At 67.6% G+C, this 23,108-nt stretch carries 20 protein-coding genes; 8 read left to right on the top strand and 12 right to left on the bottom strand.

The features are described 5' to 3' along the window. The first annotated feature begins 94 nt into the window (after window positions 1-94). Window positions 95-1,222, top strand: a complete 1,128-nt coding sequence (locus tag NG1_RS24195) for an NADH:flavin oxidoreductase (protein WP_062974435.1) — start codon at window positions 95-97, stop codon at window positions 1,220-1,222. A gap of 119 nt (window positions 1,223-1,341) precedes the next feature. Here NG1_RS24195 and NG1_RS24190 read toward each other — a convergent pair whose 3' ends face one another. Continuing rightward, a complete protein-coding gene (locus tag NG1_RS24190) occupies window positions 1,342-1,752 on the bottom strand; it encodes a cupin domain-containing protein (protein ID WP_062974433.1) in 411 nt (136 codons plus the stop codon). Between the two features lie 155 nt (window positions 1,753-1,907). Here NG1_RS24190 and NG1_RS24185 point away from each other — a divergent pair, with 155 nt between their 5' ends. Next, on the top strand, window positions 1,908-3,155 hold the full coding sequence (locus NG1_RS24185) for a low temperature requirement protein A (protein WP_210750075.1): 1,248 nt from the start codon (window positions 1,908-1,910) through the stop codon (window positions 3,153-3,155). Window positions 3,156-3,381: 226 nt separating this feature from the next. Here the strand turns inward: NG1_RS24185 and NG1_RS24180 are convergent, their stop codons facing one another. From NG1_RS24180 to NG1_RS24170, 3 genes are all read right to left on the bottom strand, one after another. Further along, a complete protein-coding gene (locus tag NG1_RS24180; RefSeq protein ID WP_062974428.1) occupies window positions 3,382-5,118 on the bottom strand; it encodes an L-aspartate oxidase in 1,737 nt (578 codons plus the stop codon). 78 nt (window positions 5,119-5,196) lie between these two features. Beyond that, window positions 5,197-5,940 (bottom strand): SDR family oxidoreductase, encoded by a 744-nt coding sequence (locus NG1_RS24175; protein ID WP_062974426.1) that lies wholly within the window; start codon window positions 5,938-5,940, stop codon window positions 5,197-5,199. A gap of 133 nt (window positions 5,941-6,073) precedes the next feature. After that, window positions 6,074-7,117, bottom strand: a complete 1,044-nt coding sequence (locus NG1_RS24170) for a ferritin-like domain-containing protein (protein WP_062974424.1) — start codon at window positions 7,115-7,117, stop codon at window positions 6,074-6,076. A 223-nt stretch (window positions 7,118-7,340) separates the two neighbouring features. Here NG1_RS24170 and NG1_RS24165 point away from each other — a divergent pair, with 223 nt between their 5' ends. Then, window positions 7,341-10,046, top strand: coding sequence for a helix-turn-helix transcriptional regulator (locus tag NG1_RS24165; protein WP_084499157.1), 2,706 nt, complete (start codon window positions 7,341-7,343; stop codon window positions 10,044-10,046). A gap of 174 nt (window positions 10,047-10,220) precedes the next feature. Further along, window positions 10,221-10,964, top strand: a complete 744-nt coding sequence (locus tag NG1_RS24160; RefSeq protein WP_062974420.1) for an SDR family oxidoreductase — start codon at window positions 10,221-10,223, stop codon at window positions 10,962-10,964. A gap of 13 nt (window positions 10,965-10,977) precedes the next feature. Here NG1_RS24160 and NG1_RS24155 read toward each other — a convergent pair whose 3' ends face one another. Beyond that, window positions 10,978-13,731 carry an ATP-binding protein gene (locus NG1_RS24155; protein WP_062974480.1) on the bottom strand — a complete coding sequence of 918 codons (2,754 nt, stop codon included), beginning with the start codon at window positions 13,729-13,731 and terminating at the stop codon, window positions 10,978-10,980. Between the two features lie 351 nt (window positions 13,732-14,082). Here NG1_RS24155 and NG1_RS24150 point away from each other — a divergent pair, with 351 nt between their 5' ends. Further along, window positions 14,083-14,760 (top strand): sigma-70 family RNA polymerase sigma factor, encoded by a 678-nt coding sequence (locus NG1_RS24150; protein ID WP_245660023.1) that lies wholly within the window; start codon window positions 14,083-14,085, stop codon window positions 14,758-14,760. 282 nt (window positions 14,761-15,042) lie between these two features. On the opposite strand, the gene NG1_RS24145 is transcribed toward NG1_RS24150, so the two are convergent. Beyond that, on the bottom strand, window positions 15,043-15,465 hold the full coding sequence (locus tag NG1_RS24145; RefSeq protein ID WP_062974416.1) for a DUF6924 domain-containing protein: 423 nt from the start codon (window positions 15,463-15,465) through the stop codon (window positions 15,043-15,045). 252 nt (window positions 15,466-15,717) lie between these two features. Here NG1_RS24145 and NG1_RS24140 point away from each other — a divergent pair, with 252 nt between their 5' ends. After that, window positions 15,718-16,443 carry a YdcF family protein gene (locus NG1_RS24140; protein ID WP_084499149.1) on the top strand — a complete coding sequence of 242 codons (726 nt, stop codon included), beginning with the start codon at window positions 15,718-15,720 and terminating at the stop codon, window positions 16,441-16,443. Window positions 16,444-16,623: 180 nt separating this feature from the next. On the opposite strand, the gene NG1_RS24135 is transcribed toward NG1_RS24140, so the two are convergent. The 6 genes from NG1_RS24135 to NG1_RS24110 form a co-directional block, all read right to left on the bottom strand. Next, window positions 16,624-17,487 (bottom strand): class I SAM-dependent methyltransferase, encoded by an 864-nt coding sequence (locus NG1_RS24135; RefSeq protein WP_062974414.1) that lies wholly within the window; start codon window positions 17,485-17,487, stop codon window positions 16,624-16,626. Between the two features lie 135 nt (window positions 17,488-17,622). Next, on the bottom strand, window positions 17,623-17,895 hold the full coding sequence (locus NG1_RS24130; protein WP_174315497.1) for a winged helix-turn-helix transcriptional regulator: 273 nt from the start codon (window positions 17,893-17,895) through the stop codon (window positions 17,623-17,625). A gap of 65 nt (window positions 17,896-17,960) precedes the next feature. Further along, on the bottom strand, window positions 17,961-18,347 hold the full coding sequence (locus NG1_RS24125; protein ID WP_157114196.1) for a hypothetical protein: 387 nt from the start codon (window positions 18,345-18,347) through the stop codon (window positions 17,961-17,963). A 74-nt stretch (window positions 18,348-18,421) separates the two neighbouring features. Beyond that, a complete protein-coding gene (locus NG1_RS24120; RefSeq protein WP_062974410.1) occupies window positions 18,422-18,778 on the bottom strand; it encodes a hypothetical protein in 357 nt (118 codons plus the stop codon). A 376-nt stretch (window positions 18,779-19,154) separates the two neighbouring features. Beyond that, window positions 19,155-20,051: an RNA polymerase sigma factor SigJ gene (gene sigJ / locus NG1_RS24115; RefSeq protein ID WP_062974408.1), complete on the bottom strand. Its 897-nt coding sequence runs from the start codon at window positions 20,049-20,051 to the stop codon at window positions 19,155-19,157. Continuing rightward, entirely contained in the window at window positions 20,048-21,232 is a 1,185-nt protein-coding gene (locus NG1_RS24110; protein ID WP_062974406.1) for an NAD(P)/FAD-dependent oxidoreductase, read from the bottom strand. Before NG1_RS24110 ends, sigJ begins: the two co-directional genes overlap by 4 nt. Window positions 21,233-21,428: 196 nt before the next feature. Between NG1_RS24110 and NG1_RS24105 the strand changes: the two genes are divergently transcribed. Beyond that, on the top strand, window positions 21,429-21,779 hold the full coding sequence (locus NG1_RS24105; protein ID WP_062974404.1) for a hypothetical protein: 351 nt from the start codon (window positions 21,429-21,431) through the stop codon (window positions 21,777-21,779). 284 nt (window positions 21,780-22,063) lie between these two features. Next, window positions 22,064-22,975 carry a hypothetical protein gene (locus NG1_RS24100; RefSeq protein WP_157114195.1) on the top strand — a complete coding sequence of 304 codons (912 nt, stop codon included), beginning with the start codon at window positions 22,064-22,066 and terminating at the stop codon, window positions 22,973-22,975. Window positions 22,976-23,108: the final 133 nt, after the last annotated feature.

Below are 23,108 nucleotides of genomic sequence, written 5' to 3'. Positions count from 1 at the left end.
CGCAGAAACTTGACTATCTCAAATATCTACCCCTAGCGTGGGGCCATTGCTTGAAGTTCTCAACCATCCCAGTCGTACCCCCGAGGAGTATCCAGTGATCGTGACCGCGTCCGACGCCTCTCGCACAGCCGAGATCCTGTCCCGACCCGTTGCGCTGAACGGCCTGACCGTCCCCAACCGCATCGTGATGGCGCCGATGACGCGCATGTTCTCCCCCGACGGCGTTCCCGGTGACGACGTGCGGTCGTACTACGCCCGCCGCGCCGCCGCCGGCGTGGGCCTGATCATCACCGAGGGCACCTACGTCGGCCACGAGTCCGCCGGGCAGAGTGATCGGGTGCCACGGTTCCACGGCGAAGAGCAGTTGGCGGGGTGGGCGAAGGTCGCCGAGGACGTGCACGCGGCCGGCGGCACGATCATGCCGCAGCTGTGGCACATCGGCATGGTCCGCAACCAGGGCGACGCACCCTACCCCGATGCGCCCGCCGTTGGCCCCTCCGGTATTCGCCTCGACGGCACCGAGGGTATCGGTAAGGCGATGACCCAGGGTGACCTGGACGACGTCATCGGCGCCTTTGCCGAGGCCGCCGCGGACGCCGAGCGTATCGGCTTCGACGGCGTCGAACTGCACGGTGCGCACGGCTATCTCCTCGACCAGTTCCTGTGGGCGCGAACCAACCGCCGCAACGATGGCTACGGCGGCGACACCGCGGCCCGCACACGGTTCGCCGCCGAGGTCGTGGCCGCGGTGCGTGCCGCAGTCTCGCCCGGCTTCCCGGTGCTCTTCCGTTATTCGCAGTGGAAGCAGGAGGCCTACCACGCGCGGCTCGCCGAGACCCCGCAGGAGCTGGAGGCGATCCTTGCTCCGCTCGCCGCAGCCGGCGTAGACGCCTTCCACGCCTCCACCCGTCGCTACTGGCTCCCGGAGTTCGACGGCTCGGACCTGAACCTGGCAGGCTGGACCAAAAAGCTCACCGGCAAGCCCACCATCACCGTCGGCTCGGTCGGCCTCGACGGCGACTTCCTCCGCGCGTTCACCGGCGAGGGCGCCGAACTCGGCAGCATCGACAACCTCCTCGATCGCCTGGAGCGCGAAGAATTCGACTTGGTCGCCGTCGGTCGCGCCCTGCTCCAGGACCCGGAGTGGGCCTCCAAGCTGCTGGCGGGGCGGATCGACGAGCTGAAGCCGTACGACGCGGCGGCACTGAAGACGCTGAGGTAAGCGAGTGGTGCCGCGGGGATGCGGCCGTCCAGGGTGCCTCCTTCGCGACCGCCGGTCCGCTCGACCGGGCGACTCGGGCACGGACCCGGTCGAGCGGATCGGATGAATGTCCCTGACACTCAGGCTTTCGGCTCGGATGGGATTCGACGGTCTGCGCGCGCGAGCAGTTCCTCCTCGTCGACGAGTACGAGCATCGGCTGACTCGGGTCGCAGATCATCGTGACGACGAAACGCAGTCCGATGTCCTCGCGGTGGTTGCCGTCCGAATAGTGGATGATGTCGCCACCGGGCTCCCAGAACGCCTCACCTGGGCCGATCACGCGAGGCGGTGCACCCTCCAGCTCGAACAGCATCTCGCCTTCGATCACGTAGCCGAACGCGGGACCGCCGGGGTGCCGGTGCGGCGGCGCTCCCGGGTCGCCCGGCGGGTACTCGATGACGACGGTCATCGCGTGCGCCCCAGCGGGAATGAACGGCGGCGTCGCCTCTTGCACGACGGTCAACGCCGTCTCCCACACGCTGCTGGTCATGGGATTCCTCCTGGTGTTGTCGTTCACGGGCTGCACAGCGAGGACAACGGAGGATCCGGATCCGTGACAGCACGCCGCCGAAGCTGCCCGTCACGAATGCCGACGCTGCCCTGTCTCAGTTGCAAACCCTCGACAGATCTCGGGAGTCACCGCTGATGACCAGGAAAACGACCATGAGCGCGATCGGCAGAAAACCCGCTGGTCCGCCGCTGTGGATCCGGATGCGCGGCCGATCGATCGACGAGCCGCATCGGGCGTCGACACAGCTCGAGCTGCTGTTCGATCTGACCTTCGTGGTCGCGGTGGCGGGAGTAGTGGCGCAGCTCGGGCACGCCATCGGCGCGGGGCATCCGGGTTCGGCTCTGGTGCCGTTCCTGCAGGTCTTCTTCGCCGTCTGGTGGGCGTGGATGAATTTCACCTGGTTCGCCTCGGCGTACGACATCGACGACGTCGGCTACCGGCTGCTCACCCTGATTCAGATGGCGGGGGTGTTGTTGCTGGCCGCGGGGATCCCCGCCGCATTCGGCCGCGGCGACTACATCCTCATCACCCTGGGTTACCTGGTGATGCGCAGTGCTCTTGTGACGCAATGGCTGCGAGCAGCGCGTGAGGATGCCGCCGGCCGGACGACCGCGCTGCGGTACGCGCTGTGCATCATCGTGTTGGAGGTGCTGTGGCTGACCCGGATGCTGGCCGCCGAACTGGGTGTTCTGCACGGCACGGCACTGAACTGGGTCTTCGGCGCACTGATCGTCGCCGAACTCGCGGTTCCGGTGTGGGCGGAACGAGCCACCGGTACGCACTGGCATCCGCATCACATTGCCGAGCGCTACACGCTTTTCACGATCATTCTGCTGGGCGAGAGCGTGCTGGCGGTGTCAACGGGCATCGCCGACGCGCTCGAAAGTGATTTCCGGCCGTCACTGGTGCTGGTCGCGCTGTCAGGGTTGGTGTTGTTGTTCGCGCTGTGGTGGCTCTACGAATTGCAGCCCAGCGGCGAGGCACTGGCCGGGCGGCGGACACGGTCGTTCCTGTGGGGCTACGGCCATTACGGATCCTTCGCGGCGCTCGCAGCGCTCGGCGCGGGTTTGGAGGTGGCGGTGCGCACGGCCGGCCACGATGGTCCGGCGCCCGCCGGGGGCTATGCCGTCGCGATTCCGGCAGCCGTATTCCTCGTGCTGCTCTGGGCGACTCATGCCGCGATGATGTCCCGTCCGCGCCCGGTGATCCTGGTGGCTGCGGCGACATCGGTACTCCTCGTACCGCTCGCTACCGTCACGGTCCCCAACCTGACCGTGACGGCGGTCGCCGGCGTCTGCGTGGCGGCCCTGGGCATTTCACTGCGCGGTCGCCCCGGGTCGAGCCGACGGATTCCGCGAGACGGCCGAGCTTCTCGGGGTTGAGCATCCGGTAAATGCGATTGATGTGTGCCCGTCCTGCGCTCGGCCCTACGCGCCCGACCTCCGTATATCGCAGCACCACCCACCGCCTCGAATAGAGAATCGGTGTCCGTGATAGCAGGCGGACGTTACCCGTCCGGGCTGAAGCAGTAGGGCGTGCGGCGACGGTGATCACGCGACGAGCTGGGGCCGTGGACGCGAACCCGCCCGCCCACGGGCCCCAAGACGATCATTCGACCAGCTTCCCCTCCGTCGAGACGTCCCGCATCAGCCGGGCGATCTCCTCGGGAACCGCAGGGATCTCCTCCCGTTCGAGCCGGCCGGGACCCGACCACACCAGGTTCACGCGCAGCCGCGGATCGAGGGCGGGGTAGTCCGAGCGGTTGTGGCAGCCGCGGGTCTCTCTTCGTTCCAGGGCGGCCTCCAAGGTGGCCCGCGCCGCGAGGACCGACGACTTCAGATCGAAGGCGTGCGCGAGATCCTGAAAGCCGGCCGCATCCGGATGCACGCCGATATCCGCCATCCGGTCCTCGATCTCGTCGAGCTCGGAAAGCCCGGCGCTGATGCCGGCTGCGTCCCGGACGACACCGGCATGCTCGGTCATCGTGTTGCGCAGGGCACGCTGCAGGGCCCGTACGTTCTCGCGGCCGTCAGCGGTCAGCAGCGTGTCGATCTCGGCGCGGGCCTCGGCGAGCGCCCCGTGGGATCGTCGCTGCACGGACAGCTCCGCCGAGTATCGCGCGGCCGCCTCGCCGACGATCCGGCCATAGACGAGCAGTTCGATCAGCGAGTTGCCGCCGAGGCGATTGGCTCCGTGCAGCCCGCTGGAGGCCTCACCGATGGCGTACAACCCCTCGACGCCGGTGCCGTGATCCTGGGCCCGCACCCACACACCACCCATCGAATAATGGGCAGTGGGGGCGATTTCGATCGGGTCACGGGTGATGTCGAGCATCTGCAGCTCGAGCATCGTCTGGTAGACGCGCGGCAGCCGCCGCATGATGGTCTCGCGCGGGAGATGGGAAACATCCAGCCAGACCCCACCTTTCGCGGTGCCGCGGCCTTCCTTGATCTCGGTGTAGGCGGCCAGGGCGACACGGTCCCGGGTCGACAGCTCCATTCGCTCCGGGTCGTAGCGTTTCATGAATCGCTCGCCCTCTCCGTTGCGGAGGATTCCGCCCTCACCGCGTGCGGCCTCCGAGACCAGCGTCCCGGCGGAATTTTCCGGCTCGATGAGTCCGGACGGATGGAACTGCACGAGTTCGGGATCACGGATCCTGCCACCGGCGAGCACAGCGAGACGGAAGGAGTCTCCGGTGTTCTCGTCGCGTCGGGAGGAGGTGCGCCGCCAGATTCGGGTGTGGCCGCCCGCGGCCAGGATCACCGCGTCGGCCCGGAACCCATAGCGGTCGCCCGATTCCAGATCGAATCCGTAGGCGCCGAATACCACGTTGTCACGCACCAGGATGCGAGTCACGTAACAGGTGTCGATGATCCGGATGCCGAGCTGGGCCGCCCGATTCACCAAGGTCCGCTGGATCTCGAGTCCGGTGTAGTCACCGGCGAACGAGGTGCGCCGATAGGTGTGGGCACCGAAGAACCGCTGGGAAATCCGCCCGTCGGACTCGCGCGCGAACGGCATCCCCCACCGTTCGAGATCCTCGATTCCGCGCGCGGCGTTCTCGGTGACGATGCGTACCGTGTCGGGTCGGGCCAGCAGATAGCTCTCGGTGATGGTGTCCGCCGCGTGCTGCTGCCAGCTGTCCTCGGCGTCCATGGTCGACAGCGCGGCGTTGATGCCACCCGCGGCGAGGGTGGTGTGCGCGTCCGCCTTCGGGCGTTTGCCGACCATGAGCACTTCCACACCGCGCTCGGCCAATTCGATCGCCGCCCGCAGCCCCGCGCCACCGGTGCCGACCACCAGCACCGAAGTCGCGAGCTGTCGTTCTGTCGGAGAGTCGACCATCGGGTTGCTTCCTTTCGGAGTTCAGGTGAGGGCACGCGGGCGGCACTGACCGGGGTAACGGCCGCCCGCGTGCGATGGTCACTGCCGGTCCAGCCACTCCGCGAGCCGCGTCGCCCCGATCTGTGCGCCCGGGCCGGGCAGCAGGCTGTCCTGCTTCAGGATTGCTCCGAAGTAGCGCGCCTGCGGGTCTGTGACGACCTCGCGCGGATCCGACCGTGCGGTCAGCACGGTGCGAATCCACTCGTCGAGGCCGAACACCTCGGGGCCCGCGACCTCCACGGTGCCGTTGATCGGGTCGCCGACCGCGGTCCGGCCCACCACGGCCGCGACGTCTTCGGCGGCCGCCGGTTGCACACCGCCGTCCGGCAGCCGCACCTCGCCGCCGGTGGTGGCGGAATCAGCGATCCCACCGGCGAATTCGAAGAACTGTGTCGCGTGCACCAGCGAGTACGGCAAGCCCGATCTCTTGATGAGCTCCTCCTGCGCCACCTTTGCCCGCAGGTACCCGGATTCCGGCAAGCGGTCGGTGCCCACCACCGACAGGGCGACGTAGTGGCCGACGCCGGCGCTGCCCGCGGCCTCGAGCAGGTTGGTGGTCGAGGTCCGGAAGAAGGCCATCACGTCGTCGTCGGCGAACGACGGCGAATTGGAGACATCGATGACGACGTGGGCATTGTGCAGCACCTTCTTCACGCCTTCGCCGGTGATGGTGTTCACACCCGAGTTGGGCGAGGCCGGGACCGCCTGGTGGCCGTGCTCCCCCAGACGGGTGACGAGTTTCGAGCCGATGAGCCCGGTGCCGCCGATGACGACGATCTTCATGCTCTTTCCTTCCGTTGCAGCGGTGTTTCGGGGTTGTTGGAACTTCCCTGTATCGAGGACAGGGCAGGCGGCGCATTCGTGACGACTCGCGACTCGGCCGGATGCGGCCCGACGAATGCTGTGACCGGTCCGCTCACGCCCGCTGGTCGAGCGGCACGTACTCGAAGGTCGGGCCCGCAGTGGTTCGGCCGTCGCCACTGGGCATCTTCATGAGCGCCTGGGCTTGGGACTTGAGGGCATACATCGCCCCGATCGCGTCCCGCATCTGCGCGGGATTGCCGTTGAAGGTGTCCTCCAGCAGATACAGCAGCAGGCAGTAGGTGTTGTTGAACTTCTCCTGCGCCACCCGCACCGCGCTGCCCTCGGGATAGTCGGTGGTGCGCGGGTTGGGACGCATCGGCAGCACTCCGCTGGGATCCACCGCGATCGGTTCGCCGGTGGGGCCGGACTGCGGGGTGTCACCGAAGCGGAACCGGCGACCCTCCTTCAGTTCGACGAAGCGGTAGTAGTGGGCGACTTGATCGCGTTCGGGGTGGAAGACGTCCTTGTCGCCGTCCCACACCTCGGTCCGGGCCGCGCCTTCACCCTGCTCGATGATCTCCGCCAGCGCGGCCAGCGCGGACTTCAGGTCGTGTACGGGTACGACCTGTCCGCCACCGGTGCTGAAGTGCATCTCCTGGAGCTGCCGGTGCGGGTCGCCACAGAAGACCGCGTCTTCGCCGAGGGTATCGGACAAGGTACGCAAACCGGACTCGATGGCCGCGTAGAACTGCCCGATCGTGTGGTAGCCCTGGGATTCCGGGGGCGCTTCGGCCGAAGCGGGTCGCTCGACCTGGAGAAACAGCTCCAGAGCCTCGGGGCCGAACGGCACCAGGTTGAGGTGGACGGACGGATCCCCATGCGGTAGCGGATGCGGGTACGCCGGGAGCAGCTCGGGCGCGTCCAGCTTCGGTTCCCCTCCGACAGCGTTGAGCAGGTTCGCGGCCAGCGCCAGGTGCAGCATCTCCTCTACGAATACACTGCCGATCACCTGTGCCGCCTCGGCATTGCGGCCCGGATCCAACGAGTACAACGCGCACAGATAGGGCGGGATGGTCGCGTGCTCGAGCTCGATCGCCCATTGCAGATGTCGGCGTAGATCGTCCAGCGAATCGATGGCAGGAATACCGGTGTGCATGCGGGAACCTCGTCTCGGCGAAATCGGCGGAGTCTGTCGGCAGCTAGGACAAGACAGATCGGCGAATCGTGACGAAGCCGCGCCGGGACACGGTCGGATCGAGGCCCGTCGTCTCCGGGCATCTCCGTCCAGGATGATGTCTGCGTGACCACTGGGAGCCTCCAGTGCAGATAGACCATGGTGAAAGCAGGTGACGGTGGCATCTCGGCGGAATGTGGGACTGGTGGGCCGGCGATCCGAGTGCGCTGCGCTCGAGCAGTTGGTCGCCGCAGTGCGGACCGGCGAGAGCCGGGTGCTCGTCGTCCACGGCGCCCCCGGAGTCGGCAAGTCCGCGCTACTCGAATACCTCGAGGGTGCCGCGGCCGGACTGCGCGTGCTGCGCGCGGTCGGCGTCGAGTCGGAGATGGAACTGCCGTTCGCCACCCTGCATCAGCTGTGTGTACCGCTGCTGGACCGGCTGCCCGAACTGCCCACACCACAGCGCGACGCGCTCGAGACCGTGTTCGGGATGCGCACGGGCACCCCGCCGGAAGTCTTCCTGGTCGGGCTGGCGGTGCTGAGCTTGCTCTCGGACGCCTCGGAGAGCGGCCCCGTGCTGTGCGCGGTCGACGACGCGCAGTGGATGGACCAGGCCTCTGCGCAAGTCCTCGGCTTCGTGGCCCGACGGCTGCTCGCCGAGTCGGTGGCGTTGGTTTTCGCCGCCCGCCATCGCACGCACCATTTGCTGGGCCTTCCCGAACTCGAGGTCTCGGGACTCGCCAGGGCCGACGCCCTCGCGCTCCTCGACTCGGCGACCCATGCCCGGCTCGATCCCCACATCCGTGACCGGGTAGTCGCCGAGGCCGCGGGCAACCCGCTCGCCCTGCTGGAATTGCCGCGCGAGCGCACCGTCACCCAGCTGGCGGGCGGTTACGGTCTGCTGCGCACGGACACATTGCCCAGCCGCATCGAACAGAGTTTTCTGACCCGGATCGCGGCGCTGCCGCAACAGAGCCGGCGGCTCCTGCTGATCGCCGCCGCCGAGCCCGTCGGGGATCCCTTGCTCGTGTGGGGCGCCGCCGAGCGGCTCGGCGTCGCACCGGCGACAGCGCTCGACGAGGAGACCGAAGGGCTGGTGTCGTTCGACATCCGAGTGACCTTCCGGCATCCGCTGGTGCGGTCCGCGGTGTACCAGGCCGCCGCGGACACGGAACGTCGTGCGGTGCACCTGGCCTTGGCAGAGGTCACCGACCCGCTAGCTGATCCGGATCGGCGGGCGTGGCATCTGGCGTCGGCCACGGCCGAGCCGGACGAGGCCGTCGCGGCGGAGCTCGAGCGGTCCGCCGGTCGTGCTCAGGCTCGCGGCGGGATGGCCGCGGCCGCGGCGTTCCTGCAGCGGTCGGTACTGCTGACCATCGACGCCGGGCGACGGGCGGAACGTGCGGTGGCGGCCGCGGATGCCAGCGTCCGGGCAGGCGACCTGGATGCCGCGCGGCGGTTCATCGACATCGCCGATGTCGATGCGCACAGCGATCTACTGCGGGCCCGAGCACATCTGGTGCGCGGCCGGATCGCGCATGCGGCCGGGTTCAACAACGAAGCGCCCCCGATTCTGCTGGCGGCGGCGCGCAGGCTCGAACCCTTCGATATGGAGCTCTCGCGAGAGACCTACCTGCTCGCATGGGGTGCGGCGGCGTGGGGCGCCGCCGATGCGGACAGTTTGGCGGCGATTTCCGAAGCGATCCGGGACCTTCCTGTCCGGCAGGGCGATCCACGCCCCATTGATGTGGTGCTCGAGGCGTGTGCACTTCTCGTCACCGAGGGGTTGGGCACCGCCATCGCCACCCTGCGCCGGGCGATGGATGCGCTCGTCGACCTCCCGGTGCCCGACCTGCTGAAGTGGGGGTGGGCGGCGTGTGGCCTCAGCCCCGCGGTCTGGAGCGAACAGGTCATGATCGCGACCTATGCGAGGGCGGCCGAGGTCGCACGCACCGCAGGCATTCTGACCGAACTCCCCATCTATCTCGCCTCGCTGGGGGCGGCGACCTCTCTTGTCGGAGACTTCGCGACGGCGGCCGGGATCGTCGCGGAATCCGAGGGTCTCGCCACCGCCACCGGTATCCCGCTCGCGCCGTATACCACCCTCATCCTGACCGCGATGCAGGGCCGGGAGGACGAGGCCGTGGCGCTCATCGCCGCCACGATCGAACAGACCGGCGCCGACGGGCAACTGACCGGCGTTACCACCGCGCACTGGGCCGCCGCGGTGCTCTACAACGGCCTCGCTCGCTACGAGGAGGCGCTGTCGGCGGCACAGGCCAGCACTCGAATCACCCAGCTGGTGGTATCGGTGTGGGTGTTGCCCGAACTCATCGAGGCCGCTGTGCGGGTCCAGGACGACAAGGCTGCCCGTGAGGCGCTCGATCGCCTGGTGGACGCCGCGGAGGCAGGCGACACCGACTGGTCGCACGGCATCCTCGCGCGCTGCCGGGCGCTACTGGCCGACGAGGCGGCAGACGACCTGTATCGCGAATCGATCGACAGGCTGGACCGGACGCTGATGCGGCCGGAGCTGGCACGGGCCCATCTGCTCTACGGCGAGTGGTTGCGCAGGCAATCCCGCCGCGTCGACGCGCGCCGGCATCTGCGCACTGCCTACGACATGTTCGTGTCGATCGGCATGGCGGCATTCGCCGAACGGGCTCGCCGTGAGCTGCTCGCCAGCGGCGAGAAAGTCCGCACGCCCGTAATCGAATCCACCCATGACGAACTGACACCGCAGGAAAGGCAGATCGCGGTGTTGGTAGGCGCGGGTCTGTCGAATCCTGAGGTGGGTGCACGACTGTTCCTCAGCCCGCGGACGGTCGAGTGGCATCTACGCAAGATCTTCACGAAGTTGGCGATCACCTCGCGGCGGCAGCTCCGGGATGCCCTGCCGTACAGCGAATAGCCGCGTCGAACAACGAGTATGGAAGCCGCGCCGGTTCGAGGCGAGCTGCCCGCACCGATCCCTGGTCTGTGAGACCAGGGTGTCTCCCGGGGTGCGACCGGGGTGCCGGACACGCGAATCTGAGCGTGTCGGCACTGCACGCCGATCGTCCTCGAACCAGGGAGTGAGGCAGTCATGTCAGATCGTCCGTTAGCCGGAGCCGTCGCGCTCGTCACCGGCGCCAGCAGCGGCGTCGGGGCAGCGACCGCGCGCCGTCTGTCCGGCGAGGGCGCGGCGGTAGCACTGGTCGCCCGGCGCGGCGACCGCCTGGACCAACTCACGGAAGACCTCACCACCGGCGGCGGACGCGCCGTCGCGGTGGCGGCCGACATCACCGAACCGGCGCTGGCCTATCGAGCGGTGGAGGACGCCCACGACCTGTTCGGCCGATTGGACATCGTGGTCAACGGCGCCAGCGTCATGGTCCTCGACACGGCGCTGCACACATCGGTCGAGGAGTGGGATCGGATGATCTCGCTCAATGTGTCCGCGCTCGTGCACATCACACACGCCGCTCTCCCCTATCTGATCGATGCGGCGGCGACCTCACCACGGCGGGTGGCGGACCTGGTCAACGTGGGCTCGTTGGTCGGCCGGACAGCGCGGTCGGTCGGCAGCGTCTACAACTTGACCAAGTCCGGCCTCAACGGGTTCACCGAATCGCTACGCCAGGAACTGCTTTCCGAGGGCGTGCGGGCCAGCGTGGTGGCGCCGGGAGTCGTCGACGGGACCGCGCGGGAGGCAGCCCACCCGCCAGCCGACCCGATGTCGGCGTTGCGGCCCGATGACGTCGCCGACGTGGTCGCCTACATCGTCACGCGCGACCGGCACGTGGCCGTCAACGAGATCGTGGTCCGGGCCGGCGGCCAAACCTGGTGACGCGATAGCGAGCTCAACGGTCCAGGGCTGCGCGGAGCTCTTTTCGCGAAGTGAGATCCAGTTTGGTGAACACCTTGCGCAGATGCCACTCCACGGTGCGGGGACTGATGAACAGCTCCGCGCCGATCTCGGAATTCGTCAGGCCGTCTCCTGCGAGCCTGGCGATCTGGGTCTCCTGCGCGGTGAGAGCATCGGACACCTCGACAGCCCCTCGGCGCACGGATTCGCCGGTGGCGAGCAGTTCACGGCGGGCCCGCTCGGCGAAGGCCTCGGCGCCGAAACGGTGCAGCATCTCGTAGGCGGTCCGCAACTGCTCGCGGGCGTCGGCACGCCGGTTCTCGCGGCGCAGCCATTCACCGTAAACCAGGTGGGTGCGGGCGAGGTGAACGGTCACCCGGCTGCGAGAAATCCGTTCGACCGCTTCACGATACGACGATTCTGCCGTTTCTCCCGTGCTGAGCAGCGCCCGCGATCGGGCCAGCATGCCGAGGGCCCACTCGGTGCCGCCGGCCTGCGCGCGGCGCTCGAGCCGGCGCAGGGCGGCCCGCGCAGCCGCGTGGGCATCGGTCCGCACCCCCGCTTCCACCAGCTCGGCCAGCGCATGCCCGACGGACGCGAGATCATCGTGCGCGCAGGCTCTTTCGGCGCTGGCAAGGGCTGCTTGGTATTGGCCCCTGCCGTTGTGCAGTACCGCGAGCAGGTGATTGCCCGTGCCGATCGTTCTGCCTTCACCCCAAGCGGTCGCCTGCTGGACTCCGGCCTCGATCGTGCGCTGAGCCTGCGGGTCCGCGCCCCGCCACGCGACGAGCAGCAGCGCGGTGTAGCCCAGCGGCGAGTTGCCGGTCGCCTCCGTGAGCGCGTCGGCCTCCTCGACCAACGCCGTGGCCACGTCGAATTCGCCGGCATACAAGTGCACGGCCGCGCGGTAGGTCAGGGCCAGGGGCAGAAAGTTGAGTGCGCCCGTATCCCGGGCCGTCCGGACAGCTCGAGTGGTCAGTTCGTGCCAGGCTTCGTCTGCCCACAGGTCGGCAGCGGCGGGCCAGGTCAGCCAGAGCCAGCGCATGACGTCGTCGTTGTCCGCGCCCGCACCGCGGAATGCCCGCAGTGCGCGCCACATGGGCTCCGCGCCTTGGACGTAGCCGTCGGCGAAGCGTGCCGTGAGTCCCTCGAGCAGTGCGTCGACCGACCGCGCCCGTAGTCCCGGCACTGCGGCGCGCGCCGTCTCGGCCACCACGCGCAAGCCGTCCGCGCCGTTCAGCCTACCGGCGAACACCGCTGATCCGATCGCCTCGAGGTAGGTCTCACGTGCCTGCTCCGGAGAGCGGAGCTCCATGCGGCGGGCCGCGTCGAGCAACAGCGGCAGCGCTTCACCGCCGCGCCTGCGTGCGAAGACGATCTGCGCGCGCAGCCGTGCCAGCCGACCGCGCTGGAGTTCGTCCAGCGGACCCATCTCCGCCGCTGTGAGCAGTTCGATGGCAGCCTCGGGGCTACCGGCCTCGAACGCTGCCTGCGCCGCAGCCAATGCGCGCGTTCCACGTGTGCCGGGATCGGGTGTCAACCCGGTCGCACGGCGCAGGAACGCGGCTGCCGCAGCGACGCCGCCGCGAACTTGGGCGCGAGCCGCGGAACGTTCGAGCTCACCGGCGACCTCCTCGTCGGGTTCGACGGTTGCGCTCGCCCGATGCCAGGCTCTCCGGTCCGGGTCGGCGGCGGGGTCGGTCGCCTCGGCCAGCGCGCGATGCACGTCCCGGCGTTCCCCGGGGTCCGCGGCGCGATAGGCCGCCGACCGCACGAGCGGATGGCGGAATCGGACCTGGGCCCCGAACTCGATCAGTCCCGAACTCTCGGCCGCTGCCGCAGCCTCCGCACCCGCGCCGAGCCGTTCGGCCGCGCGCCGCAGCAGCGCCAGGTCTCCGATCGGCTCGGCCGCTGCCGCCAGCATCAACCGACGCGCGGGGCCAGGAAGAGCCTCGATGCGCCGCAGGAAACTCTGTTCGATCCGAGTCACCACAGGTCGTACATCCGGTCGACCGAATCCGCCGCCGAGTTCCGCGCCGGTCAGACCGCGCGGCAACTCGAGCAGGGCCAGCGGGTTGCCGCGGGCCTCGGACACGATCCGATCGATGACGCGGTCGTCGAGACGTCCCGGGATCGCCGAGACCAGCAGTGCACGGGCGTCGCTGTCGCGCAGACCCCGGATCGGGAGTTCCGGCAGGCCCGCGAGGGGATCCTCGTCCGGATCGGCCGGTGGGGTGCGCACCGAGAACACCAGCGCGACCCGCTCCGCCAGCAGTCGACGCGCGACGAACGCCAGCGTCTGCGCGGATACCCGGTCGAGCCACTGCGCGTCGTCGACGACACAGATCAGCGGCTGGTCCTCGGCCGCCTCGGCCAGCAGGCTGAGGACCGCGAGCCCGACCAGGAACCGGTCCGGCACGCTGCCCGCGCTCAGTCCGAAAGCGACGGCCAGCGCCTCGCGCTGCGGCTCGGGAATGCGATCGAGATGATCCATCATCGGCGCGCACAGCTGGTGCAGACCCGCGAAGGCCAGCTCCATCTGGGACTCGACGCCGGCGGCTCGCGCGATCCGGCAGTCCGCAGCGCGCCGGATCAGGTATTCGATCAGCGCCGTCTTGCCGATGCCCGCTTCGCCACGCAGTACCAGCACCCGGCCCCTGCCCGAGCGCACCTCGACAAGCAACCGATCCAGCGGCTCGCATTCGTTTTGTCTGCCGCGCAGCGTGCGCAGCTGCTCGCTGCCCGACATCACCACCACCGAATCCGAGAGCCGATCCCCGATCAGCACCGGGGCCAGCACATGATGCCACCCGCAGAAATCCGGCCGGAAGGGTAACCAGGCGTCGCTCAGGTCACAGCGGACCCGGCGGCCGCGCATAACCGCAGGCCCGCATCACGGGCGGGGCCGGGCACCCGCGTTCCCCGGGGCCGAGGCGGGCACGGGTCACGTGTCCCTGGCCGCCTCGCCCCAGGGATTCGCCCGGGATCTTCAAGGGCGCGATCGGCGCCCGCGGCGGGCGACCGTGGGGGTGCGGCTCGTCCGGGCCGCTCGTTCGATCGCCGGTAGGTGGCGATCGAGCCCCCGCGAAAGGACCTCGCCATGAGCCCGATGAGCACCGCAACCGCCCTGCCCGAGTCGGACCTCACGCAGCGACCAGCACCGGAGGAGACCGGTCTGGTGACGGATTTCCAGTGTGTCCGCCCGCGTCTGTTCGGAGTCGCATACCGGATGCTCGGCCGCGCGGCCGACGCCGAGGACGTCGTGCAGGATGTCTGGCTGCGCTGGCAGCGCACCGACCGCGCGCAGGTTCGGGATCGACTCGCCTTCCTGGTGACCATCACGACACGCGTCTCCCTGAACTCCATCGGCTCGGCCCGGGCCCGCCGGGAGATTCCGGTCGATCATTGGTTACCGGAGCACGTCACGACCGTCGAGGACCCGTCACTGGTCAGCGAAAGATCCGCGGCCCTCGAGGACGCCGTTGCGCTTCTGCTGCAACGCCTGTCGCCGACCGAACGCGCGGTCTTCGTGCTGCGTGAGGCATTCGACTACTCGTTCCGGGATGTCGCGGAAAGACTCGGCATCAGCGAGGCCAACGCCAGACAGCTGGCGCGGCGTGCTCGCTTGCATCTGGGCCGGCCGCGCCGCGCAGTCGTGCACCCGACGGCACACGCCCGGTTGCTGAATGCATTTCTCGCCGCCGCGCAGGATGGTGCGGTGACGCACTTGGAACGCACGCTCGCCGCGGACATCACCTCCGCAGTGGCGGGTGGCTGAGGCACGGTTGGCTATACCAGCGGATGCTGACGTCACCTCTCGGCGAAAATCGCTGGCGCTCAATCGGACCGGACCGATCCGATCGGTGAATCCGACGTCACCGGAGTACTGTCCAGAGGCTGTATCGGTTGGCCGATATATGGCTTGTACCCGGTGGCGGTCGATTGCCCAACGCTGGAACTAGGTGCGGCTGTGGGCGGCCGTACCGGCGCACTGTCGTTCAGCAAGGGGCAAGTCGTCCATCCATTTCTCCACAGTGGCCGGCCATGAAGCCGGCCGCGCTCACCGATCGAAGCCGCGGAAAACACCGTCGTCGTCGACGCCGTCGGCGTAGTCCTCGAAGTCCATATTGGCGAGCAAGAAGTTGACCTCGACCTCGGCCATCGCGCTCGGCGCGATCCGGAACACCGGGTCGCCGTCGCCTCGGACATCCTCGTCGCTGGTATCGACCACCAGCACTGGATGCTCGGGGTCGGTCATCGTGGTGGCGTCGGCGAGGAACACATAGGTCTGGCCATCGACCAGATCAGCCAGGTCGGCGGGGGTCAGCCCGTCGAAGGACACATCGTCGACGGGCGTCAGCTCCGTCACCGTATCTTCGTCGTAGGACGCGATGACCGCCGCGAGGGTTTGGGCCCACGCCACGTCGTCGGTGAAGTCGGTACGCACCAGAAGCGATTCGCCCTCGGGCAGGGATCGTGCCATACGCCCGATTGTGCACTACGGCAGCGACACCAACACTCTCAGCCGACCCGGGTGAATATCCGCCAGGTCTGCACCGTTCCAGAGCTGCCGGTGACGATGATCTGCGAAAGAATCTCGGCCAGCGGCGTCTCGTCGGCGACCTCGGATACGTCGCGCATGAATGCGCCCGGCCACATTGATCCTCACCTACAGTCGTCAGGTCGCGGTCACACGACAGACCTTACGGTCCATCCACCCTGAGGACACGCACCCATGCCTGCAACGACCTTGCCCGAGGAGCTGCGCGCCGACGTGGAAACGCTGTGGCGCTACAACCAGATGGACCACCCGGTACGCCCCGTAGACGTCGGAATCGGTCTCGGCGGACACGACCCGGGCGTAGCCACCTACGCCGCGCATCTCTACCACCGAGGCGTGTTTCCTCTGATCGTGTTCACCGGCGCGAACGCGCCGACCACTGTCGAACGTTTTCCCCGCGGTGAGGCTGTGCACTTCCGCGAGCACGCGCATGGCCTCGGTGTCCCCGACTCGGCGATTCTGGTCGAACCCGCGGCGAGGCACACACCCGACAACATCGGATTCACCCGCGCGCTCTTGGCCGATCGCGGGATTGCGATCGCCTCCGCGATGCTGATTTCCCGCCCCTACCAACAGCGGCGAAGCTACGCCATCTGCCGCAAGCAGTGGCCCGAGCTCGACGTGATCTGTGGATCACAGCCCATGCCGCTGCAGGAGTACATCGACAGCATCGGCGACGTCGACCGGGTGATCACCATGCTGGTGGGAGACACCCAGCGCATCTGGGTCTACCCACAGCAAGGACGTGCTATCGAGCAGGACGTACCCACCGATGTGATGGCGGCCTACACCAGGCTCGTCGACGCCGGCTTCACCGGCCGGTTGCTCCCGGCTCAGCAGCCGGACGCCCCCCTCGCCGGATCCTCCTGGCCGATACCGACTGCGTTCAGGGGCACCTGAGGGGGCCCTGACGGCGTACCGTGACCCGACGCTATTCAAGACGGTGTGCGGGTGGGCATGGTCTGCGGGGCTCCGCCCACGTGCGTTCCCGTATTTCTCTGAGTTTGTGCAGTTCAGAGGCTGATGCCGGAGATGCCAGCCGTCGACAGACGTGGTGCTGGTCGGCGTGGCGCGCAATCCTCAGCGGCTCGCGCGCAGTATGCGGATCGCGCGCAGTGCGCTGGGCGGTTCGCCTCCGAATCGTTCGGATCCGTCGAGGTAGCGGGCGACGAGGTCGGGGGCGGAGTGGTCTTCGAGGTCGGTGAAGCCCAAGGCGCGCAGCTGTGCGGCGATGTCCTCGGGCGTGAAGTAGCTGAGCACGGGTTCGCCGACGCCGGCCAGCCGATCGGCACGGGCCTGCTGGTGCGCACGGTCCTCGCCGCTGTCCGCGGGCTGCAGGTAGTCGAAGACCACCTCGACCGGCTGGGCCTGACCAGCGATGTATTCGAGAGTGGCGTGGGCGGCGTTCGGAGTCAGATAGAAGACGACGCCGAGCCACACGAATACGGCAGGGTCCGTCCGTTTCAATCCCGTCGATTCCAATCCTTCTGCCAGCGTGTGGGTTTCGAAATCGACCGGCACGAAGGTCAATGTCTCAGGCAGGTCGATTCCGGCGGCAGTGAGGCGTTCGCGTTTCCACGCTTGGGTGGCGGGATGGTCGACCTCGAAGACGCGCACGTCCGGGAGCGGATTGCGATAGGCGAAGGTGTCCAGGCCCGCGCCGAGGATCACGACCTGCCGCACACCAGCGGCGATGGCCGTGGCCACGGCGTCCTCGGCGAAGCGCGCGCGTGCGGCGAAAAACAGTCGGCGGGGCCGATCGCTGACCCGGTCACCGAGGTGATCGGTTGTGGGCGTGCCCGATTCGGTCAGTTCCTCTGCGGTGACGCCGAGCAGACGGGCCGCCAGGGGGTCGGTGAAGATCTGTGGTCGGTCGGCGATCTGGTGATAGGCGCGGGCGTACGCCGTGATGAGCGCTGTCCGGCTGGGTCCGTCGTTATCCATATTCCAGAACCTACTTGCGAAGGTGGCGCGGGCTCTATGAACTCACTCACGCCCACTCCGCGAAGGAGCACGCAAGCACGATCCGTGTAGTCCCCGCGTACGTCGCGGTCGAAGTTTCCATGCGGTACGGCGGTATCAATGGAGTTGCTCCGCCCAGGTCTCCGCCCACTCGGTGACCGGTTCGAGATGGCGGACGAGCCCGCGGCCGAGCGGTGTCAGCGCGTAACCGGTGACGTGTTCGACGATGCGTGCTTCGACGAGCTCGTGCAGCCGCCGGGTGAGCACACTCGACGAGATGTCGCCGCACGCCGTGCGCAGCTCCCGAAAGGTCGGAGGATGATCGGCTCGGTCGAGTTCCCAGATGATCCGCAACATCCACCGCCGCCCGATCAGGTCGAACAGGGCCATGATCGGCCGCCCCGACGTCGACCCTCGAACCGGACGTCCCGGGCGCGGAGCCGTGGCTTCCACCACTATGCCGATTGCCCGGTCAACGGCGAAACCTTCAGCTGCTGCGCCATTTTCGCGATTGCCGTGCGCAGCACGCGATAGGGCCGCAATAACAGCGTCACGTGTTCGAGCCCACCCGCTGTGGCGAACTCCTCTCGCAATATGCCCTGCAGCTCGTGGCCGTCCACCCGAGCGGTGAACGCGAACAGGCGATCCCGCTCGCCACCCCACCTACCGGTCTGTTCCACTCCTTCCAGAACTGTCGCGATCAACCCCAGCATGTGCGCCACATCCGCGCGTCCGTGGTAGTCGGCGACTGGACTGGAGAACGTCGAGTCCGTACACAACAAACTCGTGACCCACTTCATGTCGCCACTCCGCCAGCTGGGAAGAACCAGACTTTCATTCATGCCTCTATTTTAGAGGCGCACTCGCTCAGGGGCCACCTCCTCGCTCGGGACTCGACGTTTGCAGGGCTAGCGCTTCAACGGTGTCCCAGTGCCACCAGCACCTGATCGGTGAGGCTCTCGATCCACCCCGCCGTCACCGCCGCCGGATCACGCTGCGACGTTCGCAGAATTGCCAGGGCGACTCCACCGACCAGATCGAGAGCGGCGCCGAGGTCGTGAGTTCGGAAGCATCCCGCCGACACACCGGCGCGGATTCCTACCGCTAGACGCGAGCTGATCGCTGGGTCTTCCAGGATTTGGTATCTCACCGAGAGCACAATCGCGGCGATATCGGGATCTCCGATGCCGACCTCGCCGAGCGCACGCATATGCGCCCGGACGATGCCGGTTGGATCGTCGATGCCCGCGGCATCTGCGTCGAGGATTCGCACGAGGTCCTCGACAACCTCGGCGATGACGGCGTTTCCCTCGGGCTCCCTCCGTCGCTCACGCCACGAACGACGGAGCCCGGGTCGGCCTGCCCATCTGCAGCAACTCGTCCAGTCATAATGGTTACAGCGTCTCCGATATTAGCATCTTGGTCAATCACCTGGACAACAATCGCCTTCGCGGTCGCGCAGCGGACCCGAAGCGGCCTCGCGCTCCGCATGCAAGGGTCCCGGTAGTAATCGCGTGAAAAACAACACTGATAGCTGGACCAGCGATGATGACGGGTTGTGCAGCTCGAGCGGAACGGCTTACGGAACACCGACTACGTGCGCTGAACCTTTTCCCGCCCGCGCGGCTCACTTCACACCGGCGGGTCGACTACCGGCTGATCCGGCGCGGAACCGCGACTGTGGCGAGTTTGTCGGGGTTGCGGATGGCGTAGACGTTGGCGATCTTGCCGTCGAGGATCTCGATCAGGAAGACCCCTTCCAGATGGCCGCCGCTGTAGGCGACCATCGCGGGCGTGTTGTTGTAGTTGACCATCTCGATTCGCACGTCCGACGTCCGTCGCCTCCTGTGGAAGATGTTGACGAGGGCCGCGGCCACTTTCTCGGCGCCAACTACCGGTCGGCGCGCCGCGGTGACCTTGCCGCCGCTGTCGGCGGTCCAGGTGGCGTCGGGAGCGAGCAGCGCGAGCAGGCCTTGTGTGTCGCCGGTGGTCGCCGCTGTCATGAACTGCTGGGTGATCTGCGCGATCTCGGCCGCGTCGACCGGCTCGAAACGTTTGCGCCGCGCGTGCACATGGGAGCGGGCGCGGTGGGCCACCTGACGCACCGTCATCACGGATTTCCCTAACGTCGCGGCGATTTCGTCGTAGCCGAAGTCGAATACCTCCCGCAGCACGAAGACCGCACGCTCGTCGGGACTCAGCGTTTCCAGCAGCACGAGCATCGCCATCGTCACCGATTCGGCGAGGATCAGATCCGCTGAGGCCTCCTTCTCGTCGAGGAGCAGCGGTTCGGGCAGCCACGGGCCGATGTAGTCCTCGCGACGGCGCGCGCCGGCCCGCACCGCGTTGAGCGCCTGGCGGGTCACCAGCCGTGCCAGATACGACCTGGTGTCGTGTATCTTCGCCAGGTCCACCTGGGCCCACCGCAGGTAGCTGTCCTGCAGCACGTCGTCGGATTCGGTCGCCGAGCCGAGGATTTCGTAGACGATCGTGAACAGCAGCGGCCGCAGCAGGGTAAATCGTTCGGCATGCTCGTCGGTCGTCATACGGAGGTGACTACCGGTGCGGCGGAGTCGGGCTGTGCGGGTCGCGGGCCACCCTTGGGCCAGAGCAACGAACCCGGCTTGTGGGCCTCGCGGCGGATCTTCCCGACCCCGATCTTGCAGGACAGCTCCTTGATCCTGGCGCCAGCGCGGCCGCCGATGTAGAGGTTCACCGCCATGTCGTCCTTCCGGGCGAGTTGCCGGATGCCGACACTACGGCCGAGGCTGATGCACGTCCCGGTGAGGGCCAGGTCGATCACTGCGGGTTCGGTGGCCGCGATGTGGCTCAGCACGGTGTCGGCGGCCTGCGCCCCGAGCGGCCCGGCGCCCTGGCCGCTCATCCGCAGCGGTTGGCCCGAGGGTGCGGCGGCGTCGCCGGTTGCGACGATGCGGTCGTCGTCGATGCTGGTCAGCGTCTCATCGGTGAGCAGCCTGCCGAGCGTGTCGGTTCGGAGCCCGCTCGCCGCGGCCAATCCTGGTACGCCGAAACCCGCGGTCCAGATGGTGAGTGCGCTCGCACGCACCGCACCGCCGGTCAAGACGACCGTGTCCGGCCCGACCTCGCTCACCCGGCCGGCTTCCAGCACAGCGACACCGTGCCGGGACAGCCACTTGGTGACATACCGGCGACCGCGCGGGCTCAATGACGGATTCAGGGTTCCGCCGCACACCAGCGTGACCGTGCGTTTCTGTTCGGCCAGTTCGGCGGCCGTCTCGATGCCGGTCGGCCCGCCACCGACCACCGTGATCGGAGCATCGAGGGGCAGTTCGTCCAGTCTGGCGCGCAGCCGCTGCGCGGACTCGAATTCGGCGACGGGGAAAGCGAACTCGGCCGCGCCGGGCACGGCTGGTATCGCCGCGGTGCTGCCGACAGCGTAGATGACGTGGTCGTAGTCCAGCGTACGACCTGACGCCAGCCGCACCGTACGGGCGGCGGTGTCGATGCGCGTGGCGCTGTCGACAACCAACCGGATGCCCTCGCCGAGCAGCGTGCCGTAATCGATCGTCGCGTCGCCGGTCCCGGCGACGAACTGATGCAGCCGGACTCGATCGACGAACTCCGGGCGGGGATTGACCAGCGTGATGGTGGTATCGGTGCGCATCCGCAGACGGTTGGCCGCGAGTGTTCCAGCGTAGCCGCCACCGAGGACAACGACGTTGTGGAGGGTTCCTTCTTTGGTCATGCCCTCAAGACACCATCGACCGCCGAAACATGACACGAACCCGTGTGACGTGCACCACTTCATCTCCCCGTCCCGCTTCGAGCCGGAGTGCGACTCCTCGCCGCGAAATGCGAGCGGCTCCGCAACCTTCCGCCGGCCTTGACGAAGCGGCGTAATTCGGATACGCCGTATCCGAATTCACTGGCTCAGGTGAACGGTGGCCCTCAGCGGTGCTGACAACGGCTCGCTCGTCGCACGAGTCAAAAAGGACGGTTCGATCATCCTCGCGGACGCCGCGAGCGGCATCACACTCGCACATATTCCAGCTGTGAACCCCGGCGAGATCGGCAAAACCGGTGTCGGGCTCTCCCCCGACGGCGGTTACCTGGTGACCGCCACCGAAGATTCCCACGAGAAACCCGGCAAACTGGTCGAGCGTGCGATCGATCCCGCCACGTTGATTCGCACGGCCTGCGATATCGCCGCCGGCGACCTCTCCCCCGACGAATGGAATCGAATCATCGGCGTTCCTCGTCCCGCTTCGGCCGGATGCCCAGCAGCGAGCTGATACCGCAACGGGGGCCATCACCTCATGCCACTGTCGCCGCCAGTTCGGTGAAGGTGTCAGCGACCCAGTCTGCGATGAACTCACTGACTTAGGGAAGGTTGTCGAGTCCGACGTGTTCGGCGCCGCCTTCGGCCGGGCTGAATACGCGCAGTTGCCGTTTGGTGCGGCGGTGGCCTGCTCGTAGGAACGGTAGGAGTGTTCGACCGGTTCCGATCGAACAGTTATGATCAGGGCCGACTCGACGACGTGGCGGGGGTCCGTCCAGGACCGGAGGGGCTACGGGAATGACTGGTGCTCCGTACGATTCAGGTGATCAGGTACGGGCGGGCGACGCCGACTTCGTTGCACGGCAATCGGATTCGACGACAGATGAACGGCCGGTTCCGGATTCGGGCGTCTACTCTCACATGGCGGCTTCGTTCTCTGGCCAGCCGGTCGTCGGGCACCAGCACACCGGGCCGGGCCACTGGCCGCCGCAACAACCCTTTCCACAGGCGTATCCGACGCAGCAGGCCGGGCGCCGCAAGCCGGGGTTGGTTGTTGCCGGTGTTGCCGGGCTAGGAGCGATGGTGCTGGCGATCGGGGTGGTGATCGGTGTCGCCGTGCGTGATCGAGACAGCGATACCGTTCCGGCCGGTGCCTCGGCCACCGCGCCGCCGGGACCGGTGACCTATTCGATGAAGGCGATCACCAATGCGTGCGACCTTGTCGATCGCACCCCATTGACCAGGTGGGCCTCCGCGCCGCTCGGCGATCCCGCACATGAGGAAACTGCGTCGTCCGGCAACTTCGGCATCCTGAATTGCAATATCAACTATGGCAATTCGACCGACGACACCTTTCCGATGAACACCGCGGCGGTCAAAGTCCGGGCTGACGTCATGGACGGTTCGGCTTCGCGAACGTACGACCATTGGAAACGCAGCGCCGCCGACCTTGCCGATGAGGGTTCGGTGGTGACATCCGGGGAGTTCACCGGCATCGGCACCCAAGGTTACTGGCAGTTCGAAGCCGACAACTTCGGTGGCATCGTGGACGCCGAATACGTGATGTGCGTATGGGACGGCGGTGTCGCGGTGCGGGTGGAGATCGATCTCTCGCGCGAGAAGGAATCGCCGGTGGTGGACAGGGACGAACTCGATTCGGTCGCCAGATCCCAAGCCCGCAAGGTGCTGGCCGGACTGCGACAGAACTAGCAACTATCGATCGAACGGGCCGATGAGGACGGTCGGGTGACTACACGGCCACCGGCAAAGTACGATCGGCGCTGAGTTGAGGAGTTTCGACGGGGAGCACGTCGAGGAATCGAAGGGCTGCGAGAGATGACAG

It is taken from the genome of Nocardia gamkensis NBRC 108242 (assembly GCF_001612985.1).
Classification (GTDB): Bacteria; Actinomycetota; Actinomycetes; order Mycobacteriales; family Mycobacteriaceae; genus Nocardia; species Nocardia gamkensis.
The sequence above is the reverse complement of the archived record's forward strand: the minus strand, read 5'-3'. Positions and strand labels throughout refer to the sequence as shown.

What these genes read in the sequence shown, in the direction of transcription:
- NG1_RS24190 (WP_062974433.1), bottom strand. Translation starts at nt 1,752, where the DNA reads ATGACCAGCAGCGTGTGGGAGACGGCGTTGACCGTCGTGCAAGAGGCG.
- NG1_RS24185 (WP_210750075.1), top strand. Translation starts at nt 1,908, where the DNA reads ATGACCAGGAAAACGACCATGAGCGCGATCGGCAGAAAACCCGCTGGT.
- NG1_RS24180 (WP_062974428.1), bottom strand. Translation starts at nt 5,118, where the DNA reads ATGGTCGACTCTCCGACAGAACGACAGCTCGCGACTTCGGTGCTGGTG.
- NG1_RS24175 (WP_062974426.1), bottom strand. Translation starts at nt 5,940, where the DNA reads ATGAAGATCGTCGTCATCGGCGGCACCGGGCTCATCGGCTCGAAACTC.
- NG1_RS24170 (WP_062974424.1), bottom strand. Translation starts at nt 7,117, where the DNA reads ATGCACACCGGTATTCCTGCCATCGATTCGCTGGACGATCTACGCCGA.
- NG1_RS24160 (WP_062974420.1), top strand. Translation starts at nt 10,221, where the DNA reads ATGTCAGATCGTCCGTTAGCCGGAGCCGTCGCGCTCGTCACCGGCGCC.
- NG1_RS24155 (WP_062974480.1), bottom strand. Translation starts at nt 13,731, where the DNA reads ATGTCGGGCAGCGAGCAGCTGCGCACGCTGCGCGGCAGACAAAACGAA.
- NG1_RS24150 (WP_245660023.1), top strand. Translation starts at nt 14,083, where the DNA reads ATGAGCCCGATGAGCACCGCAACCGCCCTGCCCGAGTCGGACCTCACG.
- NG1_RS24145 (WP_062974416.1), bottom strand. Translation starts at nt 15,465, where the DNA reads ATGGCACGATCCCTGCCCGAGGGCGAATCGCTTCTGGTGCGTACCGAC.
- NG1_RS24140 (WP_084499149.1), top strand. Translation starts at nt 15,718, where the DNA reads ATGCCTGCAACGACCTTGCCCGAGGAGCTGCGCGCCGACGTGGAAACG.
- NG1_RS24135 (WP_062974414.1), bottom strand. Translation starts at nt 17,487, where the DNA reads ATGGATAACGACGGACCCAGCCGGACAGCGCTCATCACGGCGTACGCC.
- NG1_RS24130 (WP_174315497.1), bottom strand. Translation starts at nt 17,895, where the DNA reads ATGGCCCTGTTCGACCTGATCGGGCGGCGGTGGATGTTGCGGATCATC.
- NG1_RS24125 (WP_157114196.1), bottom strand. Translation starts at nt 18,347, where the DNA reads ATGAATGAAAGTCTGGTTCTTCCCAGCTGGCGGAGTGGCGACATGAAG.
- sigJ (WP_062974408.1), bottom strand. Translation starts at nt 20,051, where the DNA reads ATGACGACCGACGAGCATGCCGAACGATTTACCCTGCTGCGGCCGCTG.
- NG1_RS24110 (WP_062974406.1), bottom strand. Translation starts at nt 21,232, where the DNA reads ATGACCAAAGAAGGAACCCTCCACAACGTCGTTGTCCTCGGTGGCGGC.
- NG1_RS24100 (WP_157114195.1), top strand. Translation starts at nt 22,064, where the DNA reads ATGACTGGTGCTCCGTACGATTCAGGTGATCAGGTACGGGCGGGCGAC.